Consider the following 13,511-nt stretch of genomic DNA (forward strand, 5'->3'; position numbering starts at 1 on the left):
GCGAGACTCGGCCGAGAGAAGGGCGAGGATGCGCACGCGCAGCCATCGCCAGGAACGGGCTTGCAGCAGCCCGGGGTCGCCTACGTCGATGCCGTAGACCTCGTGCAGATCAGCCTCGACGAGCGGCCACTCGGCGAGGATCGCCGCCCACGTCAGTGACGCTTGCGGCCCTTCTTGCCCGCGCCGCAGGCGGGCGCCGGGCGGGTACTCGTACCACTCGTAGAGCCCCGAGACGGGGTCGAGCTCGCCGCACCCGACTGGCTGCGGCGGGCCGCCCGGTTCGGGGCCAGTCGAGAAGGGTCGCCGGCCGCGGTCCAATAGCGCTCGGCCGCGGCCTTGTCCTGCGCGATCCACACCATGGCGGTGATCGCCGAATGTTTGAGGGTTGGCCACTTCACGCCGTCGGCGATCATCTCGTCGTGGGCGGGCCCGAGTACGTCGCGGTAGAGGTCGCGCTCGGCGGCGTCGCCGAGCACCTGCTCGTCGGCGCGTCCACCATCGGCGGCGACCGCGGCGGCGTGGATGAGCGCCTGTGTCCGCAGGCCGATCTCGGCCGACGGCGCGGGCACGGTGTAGAGGCGGCCAGCGACGGGCAGCTCGATCGACTCGTCGAGCAGTTCGCCGAGTTCCTCGAACGCCACTAGCTGTCACCCCCGCTCTTGGCGAACGTTCCGCCACCGGCCGCGGGGTTGGTGATCTCGACGAGCGGACCGGACCCGGTAAGCGTGACCTTGATCGTGTCGACCTCGTCGGGGCCCCCGCCGTCCGGCTCCCACGTGACGAGGGCGGAACCTTCCTGCGCGTCCGGGGCGCCGTTGCGGTCGTAGTACCGCACGCGGACATAGGACTTGGCGCCGAACGAGCGCGACGCGCGGCGCAGCGCTTCCTGCGCGGCGTTGAAAATGCCGGTCGTGGGGTGGGCGCGGTGCGCGATCGTCGTCTCGATCGACCACGCGAGCATGGTCACAGCCTGCTCACTCCACCCCTCGGCGTCGTAGGTCGTCACCTCCTGCTGCGTCGGTTCGATCTTCGGCGTGAACTCTGTGACCCCGGGGACGAGCGTCCATATCGGGGTTCCGGGCGTCGTGCCCATGTCCAGCTCAAGGCGGTACCGGCGGGCGAGCGCGGTTACGGTCTCGGCCGGGGGCGTCGGGGTACTCAAGTGGGCGCCTCCTTATTCGAGGTGGGGGTGCGCCCGATGGGCGCGGGCGTAGTAGTTCGCGGACCGCTCCCAGCGGCCGGCCGAGTCCGCTCCGATCGGGGCGGCCGAGACGCGAAAGACGAGCTGCACCGGCACGGCGCCGAAGCGGTGCGGGCCGCTGCCGTGCAGCACCTCGTGCACCTGGTCGTCGAGGGCGTCGACCTCGCGGGGGTCGGCCCCCGCGCGGGTGCGCGCCTGAATCCCGGTGGTCGTGTCGGTGAGCACGGGGGAGTCGGTGACCGGGTAGGCGGCGAGGCAGATCACGCGGTCGGGGACGGGGGGAAGAGCAGCGATCGTGATCGCGGTCTCGCCCGCGGCGTACACACCGTCAGGGCGGTAGATGCCGACGCCCTGCTCGTGCAGCAGGCGGGCGAGACCGTCGAGCAGGTCGACGGTGTAGGTCATCGCAGCGCGCGCCGGATCTGCGCTGCGATGAGCGCCTGCACCTCGCCCGCGGTCTCGGGCAGAACTGCCTCGACATACTTCGCAGTTCGGCCGGGGGAGTGCCGGGCGGTCATGTCCTCGTGAACGCGCGCCGCGTACGGGGTGTCGTAGCTGACGGCGGCCGTCATGGTGGTCTCGTCGACCGAGGTCGCGCCGGACCGTTCGAGGGTGCCCTCGGCGATCGGTACGCGCTGCCTGCTGGCGGTGAGGACATGTTCGGCGCTGAGCAGCAGTCCGCGGGTGGCGGCCTGCTTGATCGCGGCGGTGGCAGCGTCGCCGGTCCAGCGCAGGCGGGCGCGGCTCATTCGCACATCACCTCCGAGCAGGCCGGGACCGGTAGGCCGGGGGCGGTGTGGCGGGTGATCGAGAGCGCGGTCGTCACGCGGCCGTCGTGCAGGGTGACGCGCGATCCGGGCGGACAGTCGATGTCGGGGGCGGCGATGATCTGCGCGCTGCTGGTGACCTCGCGTCCGTCGGGGGTACGGACCATGCGGACGGACGGGGAGACGAGCGCGGGCACCTCGGGGGCGAGGGCGCCGTAGCGCGGGCCGTATGCGGACTCGCCGATGTAGGGCTCGATCCGGATGCGGTGGCGCAGCAGCACCTCGGGGACGCGGGTCACCATCCGATCACCCGCCCCGGGGTCAGACCCGCGCGGCGCAGCGCCCGGTCGGCGCGCGGAGCGAGTTCGACGCCGGCCGCCGCGGTGCGTGAGCTGCGCCCCGACAAGCTCACGGGGCCGATGCTGACCGAGTCCCACTGTCCGCCCGCGCCGGTTCCGTCGTCGCCGCTGGCGAGTTGGTGCTCGACCTGCGCACAGGTGGCGTTGGCGAGGGCGGCGCGCACCTCGGGGTCGAGGGGGTCGCCGTCCTCGTCGACGGGGTAGATCGCGGTGAGTAGGGCCGAGTCGATGTCCTCGCCGGCCCGTGCGAGGAGTCGCTCGGCGTCGGCGGGGGCGGGTTGTCCGGTCCATGCGGCGAGCTGCTCGGGAGTCGCGTAGGGCTGGCGGGCCACGATCACCCCCTCTTGCTGTGGGGAGCAGAACGGCCCGTCGACGTGGTGTCGGCCGGGCCGTCCTGCTCGCTGCTCTGCTCGGTATCCGGCGGTTCGTCGCCGAGGGGCTCGACTGCGTAGCCGGCGCCTTGGCAGTAGCCGATGACGGCCGGATCACTGGTGGTGGCGGTGCCCTCGGTGAACTGGACGCCGCCGGGCCCCTCGCCGGTGAAGTCGGTGACCGGGGCCGTGATGCGCACGGGAGACATGGGCATCACGCGCTCTTGATGTTGCGGAACACGGCGGCGGCCTTGGTCGCCTTGAGGACGGGGGCAACCGGGCCCATTTCGACTTCACCGGTCTTGACGGCGCCGGACCGGTCGAACTCAGGGAGCCAGGTGTTCACCAGCGGGGAGCCGCCCCCGACCGATGCGCCGTGGAAGCCATCGAGGCCGTACCGGACGGCGTACAGGTCGCCGAGGCCGGTCACGTTGCCGCCCCCGCCGGCGCCGTCCGGGTCGCGGGTCACGAGACTGATCACGTCGGTGTTGCTGCCGGCCTTCGACTTGAGGTCGACGAGCGGGATTCCGTTGTATGCGGTGACCGGGCGGCCGAACGCGTCGGTGCTCTTGTCGATCTGGTCTGTCCATGCTGCGATCCGCTTGAAGAGACTGAGGGTCTTGCGGTTGCCGTAGATGACATCCGGGGCGTCATCCATGGATGAGAGCCAGTTGTCGATGTGAGTCTGCGCTGCGAGCGCCGCGGCCTTGTCGTTGACCGCAGTCCAGTCGACGAAACCGGCCGTGACGCCGTTGTTCAGGGGCAGGTACTCGGTCGAGCTGCCGGTGAGGATCTTCGAGAGACCATCGAACCCGGTCGTCTCGACGGCCTTGTCTCCGTTGATCACGGCATCGGCGAACCGTGCGCGGCTCGCCTTGATGAGCTGCTGCATGTTGAGGGTGACGGCGCCCGAGGCGGCCGGACCGATGCGGGCGATCACCCGGTCGATCTGGAAGCTTCCGCCGAGCGGCACGAGGTCGACCGTGTACCGCTGCGTCTGCACCTCGGCCGGGGTGTACTCGGTGTTCAGCGCGCGGAAGTCGGCCGACCGCTGCGTGATCAGTCGCCGGTATCCGTAGGTGAGGGTGTCGCCGCCGGTCGGCGAGACGGTGTTGTCGAACGTGAGGCGGTCGAGGATGTCGCTCGACTTCCGGAACTCGTCGATCACCTGCACGTCGACGTCGTCCTGCGCGTTGTTGCGCGCCTCGGCAAGGGAGGTAGGCAAAACGGTTCTCCTGTGGGTTAGGCACCGCTCATGCGGGCGGCGACGGCGTCGTGCAGGGACGCGGGGCGGCGCTCGTCGGCCGGGGCGCCGTGGAACTCGGCGCCGCCGCGGGGCGGCCCTGCGGGTCCGGTGCGGTAGAGGTCGGGGTCGGCGTCGACCGCGACTTTGATCGCGGTGGTGAGCGCATCGTCGAAACCGGCGTCGGCGGGGTCGAGATCGGCGACCGAGGTAAGGAAGCTGCGGGAGTTGAGCAGGCGGTCGCCGCGTGCGCCCTGGTCGGCAGCGGCGCGGGCGACGGCGAGCTCAACCCGGGCGCCACGAAGAGCGGTTGCGTTCTCGGTGAGCAGCCGGTCGCGTTCGGCGACGGCGGCGGTGAGGGCGGCGGGGTCCTGCTCGACCTCGCCACCGTTGGGGTTGAGCGCGCGGGTCACGGCGTCCAGTGCGGCGCGCAGCTCGTCGCGCTCAGCGGCGGCCTGCTCGGCGCGGGCGATGGCGTCGGCGAGCTGCTGCTCGGCGGCGGGGTCGGCGGCCGGCGGTGCGGGCGGCGCGGGGTTCGGGTCACCAGACGGCGGACGGGGCGGGCCGGCGGGGTCGCCGCCCTCCCCCGAGCCGCCCTTGACGGGCCAGAACAGACGACCAGTCTTGGGGGAGCGATAAACGGCGCGCTGTCCGGTGCTCGGGTGCACCGGCAGACTTGTTTCGAGCATGCGTGATCAATTCTCCGAAGAAAAGGGTAAGTGGCCTTTGTGGCGACTCAGGGCCTCGTGCAGAGCGCCGGGGACGCTCTGCACGACTGGCCCGAGTGGTGACGCGCCGAGCCAAGAGGCATGCTTGAAATGTCACGTGGCGTCGTGCGTCAGCATAAATAGTCGTGTGCGACCTAGTCGCTCAAACAGGTGATGGAGTTGCTAGTAATTTCCCGTCCCGTTGGGCGCAGTCGTAATCCCCTGAAGATGGTGCCTGATGACCGCTCCGGTTGATCCCTCGCGCGAGTATATTGAGCTGGCCTGGAAAACGGCAATGAAGTATCTCGCTGAACAGAATGCAACAATCGGAAACCTGCGGAATAGGGCCAGCGGACTATCTGTCATTTCAGCGTTCATCGTGACATTCGCATCGACTGTCGGGCTGCTGGGGAGAGATGCCGCTTCGGCGTTTCCCTGGCCGGTGTCTATCGCGCTCTGGGCTGTAGTTACAGTTCAGTTGACTTTGGTCATGGCCATAATGTGGCCCGTGACTGTTTTCTATGGGCCGGACTTGAGGGACATGCTTAACGCTGACCGCTGGAATGCGGGAAGGCGTGCCATAGATGAACCCTCAGTGCGAGCGCTCTTTGAACGCATCCAGGGGAATGGGCGCAAGGTGTACAAGTTTAAGGTCTTGTACGTAGCTGCCGTCACTTGCCTATTTGTCGAGGTCTCCATCATTCTGGGGACGGTTGTCGCGAAGGGGTAATTATGTGCACTGGAGGTGACCCGCTCGGGGGTGTCTGGAGTGCTGAAATCTACGTCGCTGCACCGGAGCTTCATGAACTGACTCAGGGCGAGATATATCTAAATAATGCGCTTAAGGAACTTGGAACGAGGGGTGCCAGGGTGAAAGGGATCAGCGGTGATCAAGGGCGCCAGTGGAGAGTGCAAACGATAGGAAGGGGGAAAGACATTGTCGACATCATTCAGGCTCTGCGGGGGAGCCTGCAAAGTGGCTCGATTTCAGTCCATGTCACTTGGAAATTCGAGCCCGACGGCAAATAGTTCGGCAGCGACATAGCCGCGGAGCCACGCGGCCTTGAGCCTTGGGTCGGGGTAGCGCGGGGCGTCGGTTGGTGGCCGGCCAGCGCGTGCGGCGGTGGCGCCCTCCCGGCGGGCGCGCAGCGCCTGCTCGCGGAATCCCAACGGATCACCCCCTAGAACTTGCGGCGATGGTCCTCGCGCGCGTTGCGGGCGATTTCGCCGGCGCCGGTCCTCACGCCGGTTACCTGCTCGGTGAACTCGGCGAGCGTGATCCGGGGCGAAACGTCTTCCCAAAACCTGATCAGGTCTTCGCTCGCGCGGGCGTATGCGACGTGTGCCGGGCCCTTGAACAGCATCCCCGGGGCGACGCCGGCGGCCCGTGCCTTGCGGTTGAGCAGGTTTCCGCGGGTGTAGTCCTCGGCGGCGAGCCACTGCACATAAATGTGCTCCTGGTACATCTCGCGTATCTCGGCGCGGCTGTACGCCCCGCGCGCCGAACGGGCTTCGAGCTCGCGCTCGTACACCCATCGTTCGGTGGCGGACATGTGCTCGGTACCGTCCGGGCCGCGCTCGACGTTGGCGCCGTACGCCCCCCACTCGTCGGGGTTCACGGGCGGCGGATCTTCGAGGCTGATCGGGTGCATGGCGTCGTCGAGGGCGTCTCGGGCGGCGAGGGTGTCGGCGACCCGTGCGCCCGCGGGGGCGGGCGGGGGCGGGGCGGGGTACCGGCGGTCGATTTCGGCGGCGATCCGTTCGGCGTCCTCGGGGTAGGCGTAGCGCACGCCCCACACGAGCAGGTCGTCGCCGAGGTCGGCGAGGTCGCCGGAGAGGCGGCCGGCCGAGGACAGCTCGGCGAGTGAGCGGCGGCGATGGATCTCGGCGCCGACCGCCGCCCGGTCGCCCTCGACGTTGCGGGCGCGGGTGGCGAGGTCGCGCTCGGACATGCCGACGAGGTCGCCGCGGATGCCGGGCATGGCGGCGTCGATGTCGCGCCGGTCCACCTCGCCCATGACCCGCAGCATGTCGTCGTCGCCCAGGTGGACGGCGACGGCGGCGAGCTCGTCATCGGAGAACTCGGCGAGATTGTCGGCGAGCTTGCCGTTCGGGCGGATGCGGTCGAGCAGCACCTGCTCGTCGCGTCGCTCGGCCTCGCCGCGGATGCGGTCGATGTCCCGCTGATCGAGCACCCCCGGGCGGATCGCGGCGCCGAACTGCTCGTCGGTCATCTCGGGCAGGGTGCGCTCGTCACCGGAGCGCACGCGCGCGGCCTCGAACGCGTCCTGCGGCGGGCGCGGCGCCGTGCTCGGGAGGTTGCCCGCCCCGGGCTGCTCGCGCTCGCGGCGCCGGATGAGTTCGGGGTGATCGGCGAGGTGGGCGCGCTGCTTGGCCTGCCACTTCCGCACCTGCGCCTCGGCCGCCCGACGTGCCTCGGGGGTCGTCGCTGCGGCGGCGCGGTTCTTCCAACGGCGAATGCCGCGCTCGATCGCGCGCTGCCGCTGTGTGGCCTCGTACCCGTCGGGGTCTTCGGAGTGCTCGACCGGGGCCCGGGTCACGCCGGGGAGGAACGCGGAAAGGGAGTGTCGGCAATTGGGGTGTTGGAAACCGCGCTGCCGCGCCTCCTCGACGCTGCCCGCGATCTCTACGCGGACGGTGCGCCCGTCCTCAACGGCGTGCTCGACCTCGACCGTGCGGGCGCCGCCCGGTCCGTCGAGCGACAGCACCTTGCCCTCGAACGGCTTGCAGAGCGGGCACTCGTGCGGGGCGTTGCTGACGATCACGAGGTCGAGGCCGGCGGCGCGCAGCTTGTCGCCGTGCGCCTCGACCGCGGCCCGCCCGGTCGCGGTCCGTACGGCCATCTCGGCATAGCTCGTCATCTGCCACGCGCGCCCGCCGCGGTCGACGAACGTCCGCAGACCCCGATCGGCAAACCGCGACATCGCGGCTTGGGTGGCTTGGCGGCGGGTGTCGACGCCGAGTAGGGGAGTCGCAGACACCTCGGCGATCACCTGCCGGTACCCGTCCTCGACGCCGCGGAGAATCCCACGGTGCGTGGCTGTGACGAGATCAACGGTCTCGGCGGCGAGGCGATCGACGGCGCGCGTGTTCGGTGTGGTCTCGGCGATCCGGCACAGGTCGTCGTCGTGCAGAGCCCCGAGCTCGGCGAGACCGGATCGGGCGCCGACGTTGTACGCCTCGCCGACGGCGTCGAACACATCCAGCCGCACCGCGTCGGCGAGGGCGTCGACGACACCCTGCGCACCGCGGCGCAGAGCCTGCACGTCCCTGAGTTTGTTGGTTGCCCACCCTGGGGCCTCGAACCCGTCGGCCAACTGGCGGGCGACGATGCCAAGCAGTCGCTGCTCGGCGTCCGCGTAGAGGTCTCGAACGCCAGCGGACAGGTCCTCGACGAGACCCGGGTGAATAGGCATCCCCACCCCCCGATGTCGGCCGCGGCGTTTAGACGTTCACAAGATCGCATCCGAAAGAGATCATGAAAAGAGAGACCTTCGCCTTCGGCGAGAGGAAATCGGTAGGGCGGTGTAGGCTCGAAATGGCAGAGTTAGGAGGTCATGCGATGAGCCGTGCGGACACGCTCGCCAAAGAAATCGACCTACTGCGCTTGAGTATGGGAAATGGAAAGATTAATAATCAACCCGCTCGTGAATTGTGGAAGCAAAGCGCCCCTTCCATCTCGGGTGAAGCGGTCGCTGCGATCTTCGGGCCTTACCTACTTCACTACACGCTCACGTTGTTCTTGCATGATATTATTAGAGATGAAAGGATCGGGCTTCTAGGTCGGGGAGTGTGGCTAACTCCATCGCCGTACGGAGCGTGTGTTGCCCCTTACAATTTGGGCCTCAGTACAGGTCGAGATCTCTGCATAACGGTTTTGGCCAAAGAGATCACAGAGCTATGGGGTCCAGGTAAATCAGGGGCGGGTATCGAGCCCTGGCCTGGTGGAGCGATTGAATTCTATTCCCCGGTCCCCTTGCCTCTGTCGAGAGGAAGCACATACCACACGCTTGAATCCTGTGGAGATCTGTGATGCCTGAAAATGAATTGATAGAGGCAGCGGAACGTGCGCTGAATGAAGCAACGGTGGGGATCGTCGAGAGGCACCCTGAATTGCAAAAGCCGATTGCCGGGTGGGATGGTGAGCGCCGTACGTGGGTCCTCAGCTATCACGAATCAGGAGGCCATCTCTATGGCGAGGTTGTCGCCTCCATAGTTACTGCGCCTTACATCAGCTACGACGCGGGACTTTTCAGATTGGATGTATCTGCGCGAGGATGGTCTGACCGACATCGAAGGACTCCGATGGAGGTTCCAGTTTTTAGCGTAGTGATATCCGACGCGGATGACGTTCCATCCGTCGAGGTCCTAGACGCTCGCCTTGATCGCGGTTTGGGTATTGCGAGCGAGCTAGCGAGCAAGGTAGAGGTAGAATGCAAAGAACGGCAAAATCTCGTTTCAAATCTGCCTATTAAACGCGCCTAGCTAATTACGGGAGTTCGCCGGTCTGCATGGGGTCGGGCACTGCCTGCCCGGTCTCGGTGAGGATGCGGCCGACCTCGGCCTGCACTGCGTCCTCGTCCCACTCGGGGTGGATCATCCGCACCTTTGTGTCGACGCTGACGGCCTGCGCCTGCTGGTACAGGGAAAGGGTCTGCCCGAGGGCGGTCGGGTCCTCGCTCACGGTGCCCCCGAACGCGATCCGGGGACGCTCGGGCACGATGCCGCGGCCGAACATGATCCGGTCGAGCAGCAGCATGACGTGCAGCATCTCGCCGAGGGGCGGTGACCAATACCTGATCTTCTTGCCTCGGGTGGTGAGGCTGCGACGCTCCTTCGCCTTGACCTCGGTCGCGGTGATCGCGGCGCCCTGGTCGTCGATGCCGAAGGTCTGCGCGGCGTAGCCGGCGGACCGGGCGGCTTGCCGGGTCGCGGCCTCGGCGCTCCTCTCGTGCTCCTCGACCCGGATCGCGAACTGACTCAAGGTGATGCCGCCCTGCTCGGTGGGCGGGATGTTCAGGAGCTGCCAGATTTCCCGGTCGTCGTCGAACGAGGCGCCGCGGCCGGGGCCGTGGTCACGCAGGTAGGCGTCGGGGATGATCAGGCGGGCGCGGGCGAGGCGGATGTCGCGAATCCACGAAGTCCATGTCGTGTCGAGCGCGTCGAGCAAGTCGTACAACGGGGCGGCGTAGTCGGAGCGGCCGAGGTCCGAGCCGCGGTGCTTGCGGTTGGGCCCGATGTTGCGGACGTAGGCGGCGGTCAACCGGTCGATGCCGGTCTCGATCGACTCGCCGTCGGGGCCGAGCGCTTCGGCGAGCGGTGCGACCGCGGGGTGCTCGGTCAGCGGTATGCGCCGGCCGAGGTTGTCGGCGGTTCCTTGGTACAGCGCGTGCAGGATGCGACCGCGCTCGTGCCGCTCCAGGTGGCGGAGCACGCTCGCGCCGTCCGAGGCGAGCTCGTGCCAGAAGGTCACGGCCCGCAGCAGGCCGAACGAGAACTCGGGCACGGCACAGTCGGCGTGCACCGTGGTGAGCAGCGGCCGGTCGACGAGCGAGTGATCCCACGTGATGCGCAGGTACACGCCCCCGAGGGCGGCGGAGACCTCGGCGCCTTCGAGCAGTGTGTTCGCGATGCCGTCGGCGTCGGTCAGCTCGTCGAGCCGATCCTGCGTCGCGCGGTCCGTCACGGTGAAGACGGGCGGCTCACTGAACAGCAGATCAGCGGAAGCGGTGGCGATGTCGCCAGCGAGGGGGATGTGCAGGCGGGCGTCGCGCTTGCCGGGCTGCGGCGCGCGGCGGCGCCCCCACAGGCGGGAAGTACCGTTCTTCCGGGTCGGGTTGTTGGCGTATACGGCGGTCAGCTTCGCGGCGTCGCCGGAGTACCAAGCGTCGTCGACGCGCATCTCGGCGAGGGTCTTCGCGAGGTGCGGCGGGGGCCAAGGGGCGTTGTTGTCAGGCAGCGGCACAACTCACCCCCGGTTTCTTCCGGGCGCGGGCGCGGGTGCGCGCGGCCGTGCGGCAGGTGCGGCACTTGCGGGTGCCGTTGCTTGCTCGGTAGGTGTTGGCCTCGTCGAACGGGTGGCCGTGGATGCACTCGGTCTGTCGGGCGCGGGCGGCGACGTGCGACTCGCCCCTCAGGACGTTGACCCGCTGCGTGACCGGTTCCAGGTGGGCGGGGTTGACGCACCCCCGGTTGCGGCACAGGTGGTCGATCACGAGCCCGTCGGGTATCGGCTCGACGAGGGCCTCGTACGCGGCGCGGTGTGCGTACTGCTGCTCGCCGCCGATGCGGAAGCGGGCGTATCCGTTGGGCGTGAGGTAGCCGGTCCACTGCCAGCAGCCGGCCGGGGTGTCGGTGACCTGTGCGAGAAATCGGTCGGTCCAGTAGCTAGGCAAAGTGGCCCCCCTCGGGCATGGCAAAGCCCCCGTGCCAACTCGGGCAGCGGGCGCCGTGGTTGGTCGGGTTATGCGGCTTGGGCCAGCAGGGGACGCCACTCGTGCGCCGTCGAATGGATCACGTAGCGCAGCGCGTCGGCCGAGTGATCGTCCTTCTTCACTGGCTTGTCTTCACCGTGGGCTGCGGCCTCTTCCGACCACACGTAGTTGGGCAGCTCGCCGAGCAGCCCCGCGCATGAGCGATGGATGCGCAGCACGTCGGACGCGAGGGCGACCGATACGGACCGGATGCCGTCGATCACGTCGTTCACTGCGCGGGTCACGCCGGGGTGTCCGTCAGCCCATAGCTGTGTGGAGTAGCTCGCGGCGCTCGGGTCGATGAACGTCCACTCGGGGACGACGTCCATCTCGGCGAGCCACTTGCGGACGGAACGGCTGTACTGCGCGTCGGTCATCTGGCGGTGTGCGATGCGGGAGTCGTGGCGCCACTCGCTCACCACGTACAGCCGGTCGTCGTCGCCGAGGCCGAGCAGGACGGCCGAGAAAGGATTCGCGGTGCCGTAGTCGATGCCGACCCAATGGCGGCGCATCGTGGGCAGCTCGTCGACGACGTGCTGCGCCTCGTCGTAAGCGTCGTAGATCGCGCCCTCGGCGACGACCCACTCGCCCAGGATCATGCGGCGGCGCCAAAGGCCGGTGAACTCGGCGGCGAGCGCGGCGACGTACGCCTCGGAAAGGCTCGGGTTGTCGGCGAGGCGGAAGTGAAAGGCGGCGAGGTCGAGCTCGCCGGCGCGGTCGAGGTAGTCGGTACGCAGCCAATGCCGGGGGCTGTCGGGGTTCGTGGTCCCGATCAGCTTCGCCCCGGGCGCCGACAGGCGGGCAAGGAGCTGCCGGAAGAACGGGGCCGGCAGCAGCGTGACCTCGTCGCAGTAGGCGAGCGAGGCGGTCATACCGCGCAGGCGTCCCTCGGCGCGCGCGTCCGAGGCGCCGACGAGGTGTACGACGCGCCCCAGAATCACGGCGGTGGTGGCGCCGCGGGTGTGGTGGACCTCGGCGGCGACCTCGCCGAACAGCGTCGGGTCGGCGAGGACGTCGAGACAGTTCCGCTCGATGGTCTGGAGCGACCTGCCGCAGATGACGATCAGGCCCGACGCGGGGGCGCGGCGGACCATGAGGAGGAAGCAGACGAGCGAGGCAATCGTCTTCCCGGACCTGACACTGCCGTGCCAGAGGTTGATACGCCGGGTGGCGCCTCGGATCGAGTCGACTTGCTTCGCGGAGAGGGGGAGAGGGGCGGTCACTACACCCCCTCGCGGTCACCTCCGGCCGGCCCGATCAGGACATCGGCGAGGCGGTCGAGCATCGCGCCGCCGCTGCTCCCGTTGCTGCTGTGGCGGGCGAGCTCGGCGACGCGGGCGTGTACTTCGGTGAGGGCGCGGGCGGCGGTGGCGTGATCGCGGGCATCGCGCGCCGACTCGGCCGCGGCCGTGCGGGCGACTTGCCCGAGGGCGCCGTCGAGGGCCTCGTCGGCGAGCTGCTCGCGGCGTGCGGCGGCGTCTGCTCGTCGGGCCTCGGTCGCGGCGGCGACGCGGGCGCCTCCTGCGAAGGTGAGCCCCTCGGCCTTTGCGATCTTGCTTACGGTCGCGGCGCTGCGCCCGATGGCCCGGGCGATGGCGTTGCGGGACTTGCCCTCGGCGTGCAGCCGGCAAACCGCCTCGCGGTCGCGGTCATGGATGGGTTGAGCCACCGCTGCTCACCTCCTTGACCGGGATGCGTTTGCGCATGGTGGTGCTGCGCATACTGCTCGCGTGAACACATTTTCGGATCTCGCGATGAGAGCTGCGACCGGCGCTCTGGGCGGTGCCGTCGTCGTCTACTTCCTGGCGTCACGTGTGGCTCAGCAGCAGGAGATCGGTAAGGCACGCGCTGCGGCGCAATTGGCGCTGCGCGCCGAAGTGGTAAAACTGCGCGCCCACTTGTCGTACCACTGGCGTCACCACCAGGTGCACAAGAAGTATCCGGGTAGCTTCCTCGCCGCCGCGGCGCAGGCGCGTTTCGTGTGCGACATGGTGGCGAACGCCTCGGAGCTCCAACCGAAACTCTGGAACAAGGTTCGTCGGCATCTTGTGCAGATCTTCGGTGAGCTGAACGTTCGCGCAGCCGAAGAGCTATCGAGGGTTCCAATGAAGGATGGTTTTCATCCCGCGAACGACAGCGACATATGGCAGGCGGCGCTACTGGCTGACTTCGGCGAGGTGGAGGAACTGGGGCTAAATGCGGAAGGCAGCCTGCGAGACTTCGCCGACAATCAACTTAGTGAGGACAAGTACAACCAAGTTCAGTCGGACTTGGAGGACTTGCTGCGCGTGGCCAACGGAAGGAAACGACTCGCTCCTGTGGGGTGGTGACATTTCCGGGCACGCCGGAGGCACCCCCGACAATAGGTC

At 68.4% G+C, this 13,511-nt stretch carries 17 protein-coding genes; 3 read left to right on the forward strand and 14 right to left on the reverse strand.

From position 1 onward, the window contains the following. Positions 1-152 precede the first annotated feature (152 nt). From ABTY04_RS14390 to ABTY04_RS14430, 9 genes are read right to left on the reverse strand one after another with little or no spacing between them, the layout of a single operon-like run. Positions 153-641: a DUF7426 family protein gene (locus ABTY04_RS14390; RefSeq protein ID WP_352213679.1), complete on the reverse strand. Its 489-nt coding sequence runs from the start codon at positions 639-641 to the stop codon at positions 153-155. Beyond that, entirely contained in the window at positions 641-1,162 is a 522-nt protein-coding gene (locus ABTY04_RS14395; protein WP_352213680.1) for a phage tail tube protein, read from the reverse strand. Before ABTY04_RS14395 ends, ABTY04_RS14390 begins: the two co-directional genes overlap by 1 nt. Positions 1,163-1,174: 12 nt before the next feature. Further along, the gene (locus tag ABTY04_RS14400) at positions 1,175-1,606 is read right to left on the reverse strand and encodes a minor capsid protein (protein WP_352213681.1); all 432 of its coding nucleotides are present in this window, start codon (positions 1,604-1,606) and stop codon (positions 1,175-1,177) included. Continuing rightward, positions 1,603-1,950 (reverse strand): hypothetical protein, encoded by a 348-nt coding sequence (locus tag ABTY04_RS14405; RefSeq protein ID WP_352213682.1) that lies wholly within the window; start codon positions 1,948-1,950, stop codon positions 1,603-1,605. The genes ABTY04_RS14400 and ABTY04_RS14405 overlap by 4 nt, the downstream gene beginning before the upstream one ends. Beyond that, positions 1,947-2,270, reverse strand: a complete 324-nt coding sequence (locus ABTY04_RS14410; RefSeq protein ID WP_352213683.1) for a hypothetical protein — start codon at positions 2,268-2,270, stop codon at positions 1,947-1,949. The genes ABTY04_RS14405 and ABTY04_RS14410 overlap by 4 nt, the downstream gene beginning before the upstream one ends. Continuing rightward, positions 2,264-2,659: a hypothetical protein gene (locus ABTY04_RS14415; RefSeq protein WP_352213684.1), complete on the reverse strand. Its 396-nt coding sequence runs from the start codon at positions 2,657-2,659 to the stop codon at positions 2,264-2,266. Before ABTY04_RS14415 ends, ABTY04_RS14410 begins: the two co-directional genes overlap by 7 nt. 2 nt (positions 2,660-2,661) lie before the next feature. After that, entirely contained in the window at positions 2,662-2,913 is a 252-nt protein-coding gene (locus ABTY04_RS14420; protein ID WP_352213685.1) for a hypothetical protein, read from the reverse strand. After that, positions 2,913-3,923, reverse strand: a complete 1,011-nt coding sequence (locus tag ABTY04_RS14425; RefSeq protein ID WP_352213686.1) for a major capsid protein — start codon at positions 3,921-3,923, stop codon at positions 2,913-2,915. Before ABTY04_RS14425 ends, ABTY04_RS14420 begins: the two co-directional genes overlap by 1 nt. 17 nt (positions 3,924-3,940) lie before the next feature. Beyond that, positions 3,941-4,630 carry a hypothetical protein gene (locus ABTY04_RS14430; protein WP_352213687.1) on the reverse strand — a complete coding sequence of 230 codons (690 nt, stop codon included), beginning with the start codon at positions 4,628-4,630 and terminating at the stop codon, positions 3,941-3,943. Positions 4,631-4,886: 256 nt separating this feature from the next. On the opposite strand from ABTY04_RS14430, the gene ABTY04_RS14435 reads away from it, so the two are divergent. Then, a complete protein-coding gene (locus ABTY04_RS14435; protein WP_352213688.1) occupies positions 4,887-5,378 on the forward strand; it encodes a hypothetical protein in 492 nt (163 codons plus the stop codon). A 451-nt stretch (positions 5,379-5,829) separates the two neighbouring features. On the opposite strand, the gene ABTY04_RS14440 is transcribed toward ABTY04_RS14435, so the two are convergent. Continuing rightward, positions 5,830-8,085 carry a phage minor capsid protein gene (locus ABTY04_RS14440; protein WP_352213689.1) on the reverse strand — a complete coding sequence of 752 codons (2,256 nt, stop codon included), beginning with the start codon at positions 8,083-8,085 and terminating at the stop codon, positions 5,830-5,832. 616 nt (positions 8,086-8,701) lie between these two features. On the opposite strand from ABTY04_RS14440, the gene ABTY04_RS14445 reads away from it, so the two are divergent. Continuing rightward, positions 8,702-9,154: a hypothetical protein gene (locus ABTY04_RS14445; protein WP_352213690.1), complete on the forward strand. Its 453-nt coding sequence runs from the start codon at positions 8,702-8,704 to the stop codon at positions 9,152-9,154. 4 nt (positions 9,155-9,158) lie between these two features. Here ABTY04_RS14445 and ABTY04_RS14450 read toward each other — a convergent pair whose 3' ends face one another. The 4 genes from ABTY04_RS14450 to ABTY04_RS14465 form a co-directional block, all read right to left on the reverse strand. Next, positions 9,159-10,634 (reverse strand): phage portal protein, encoded by a 1,476-nt coding sequence (locus tag ABTY04_RS14450; protein ID WP_352213691.1) that lies wholly within the window; start codon positions 10,632-10,634, stop codon positions 9,159-9,161. After that, positions 10,621-11,064 carry an HNH endonuclease signature motif containing protein gene (locus ABTY04_RS14455; protein ID WP_352213692.1) on the reverse strand — a complete coding sequence of 148 codons (444 nt, stop codon included), beginning with the start codon at positions 11,062-11,064 and terminating at the stop codon, positions 10,621-10,623. The genes ABTY04_RS14450 and ABTY04_RS14455 overlap by 14 nt, the downstream gene beginning before the upstream one ends. A gap of 68 nt (positions 11,065-11,132) precedes the next feature. Then, positions 11,133-12,365, reverse strand: a complete 1,233-nt coding sequence (locus tag ABTY04_RS14460) for a PBSX family phage terminase large subunit (RefSeq protein ID WP_352213693.1) — start codon at positions 12,363-12,365, stop codon at positions 11,133-11,135. Further along, on the reverse strand, positions 12,365-12,811 hold the full coding sequence (locus ABTY04_RS14465; RefSeq protein WP_352213694.1) for a helix-turn-helix domain-containing protein: 447 nt from the start codon (positions 12,809-12,811) through the stop codon (positions 12,365-12,367). Before ABTY04_RS14465 ends, ABTY04_RS14460 begins: the two co-directional genes overlap by 1 nt. A 61-nt stretch (positions 12,812-12,872) precedes the next feature. Here ABTY04_RS14465 and ABTY04_RS14470 point away from each other — a divergent pair, with 61 nt between their 5' ends. Beyond that, positions 12,873-13,472, forward strand: a complete 600-nt coding sequence (locus tag ABTY04_RS14470) for a hypothetical protein (RefSeq protein ID WP_352213695.1) — start codon at positions 12,873-12,875, stop codon at positions 13,470-13,472. Positions 13,473-13,511: the final 39 nt, after the last annotated feature.

The sequence above is a fragment of the Streptomyces sp. NPDC097981 genome (assembly GCF_040302565.1).
Classification (GTDB): Bacteria; Actinomycetota; Actinomycetes; order Streptomycetales; family Streptomycetaceae; genus Streptomyces.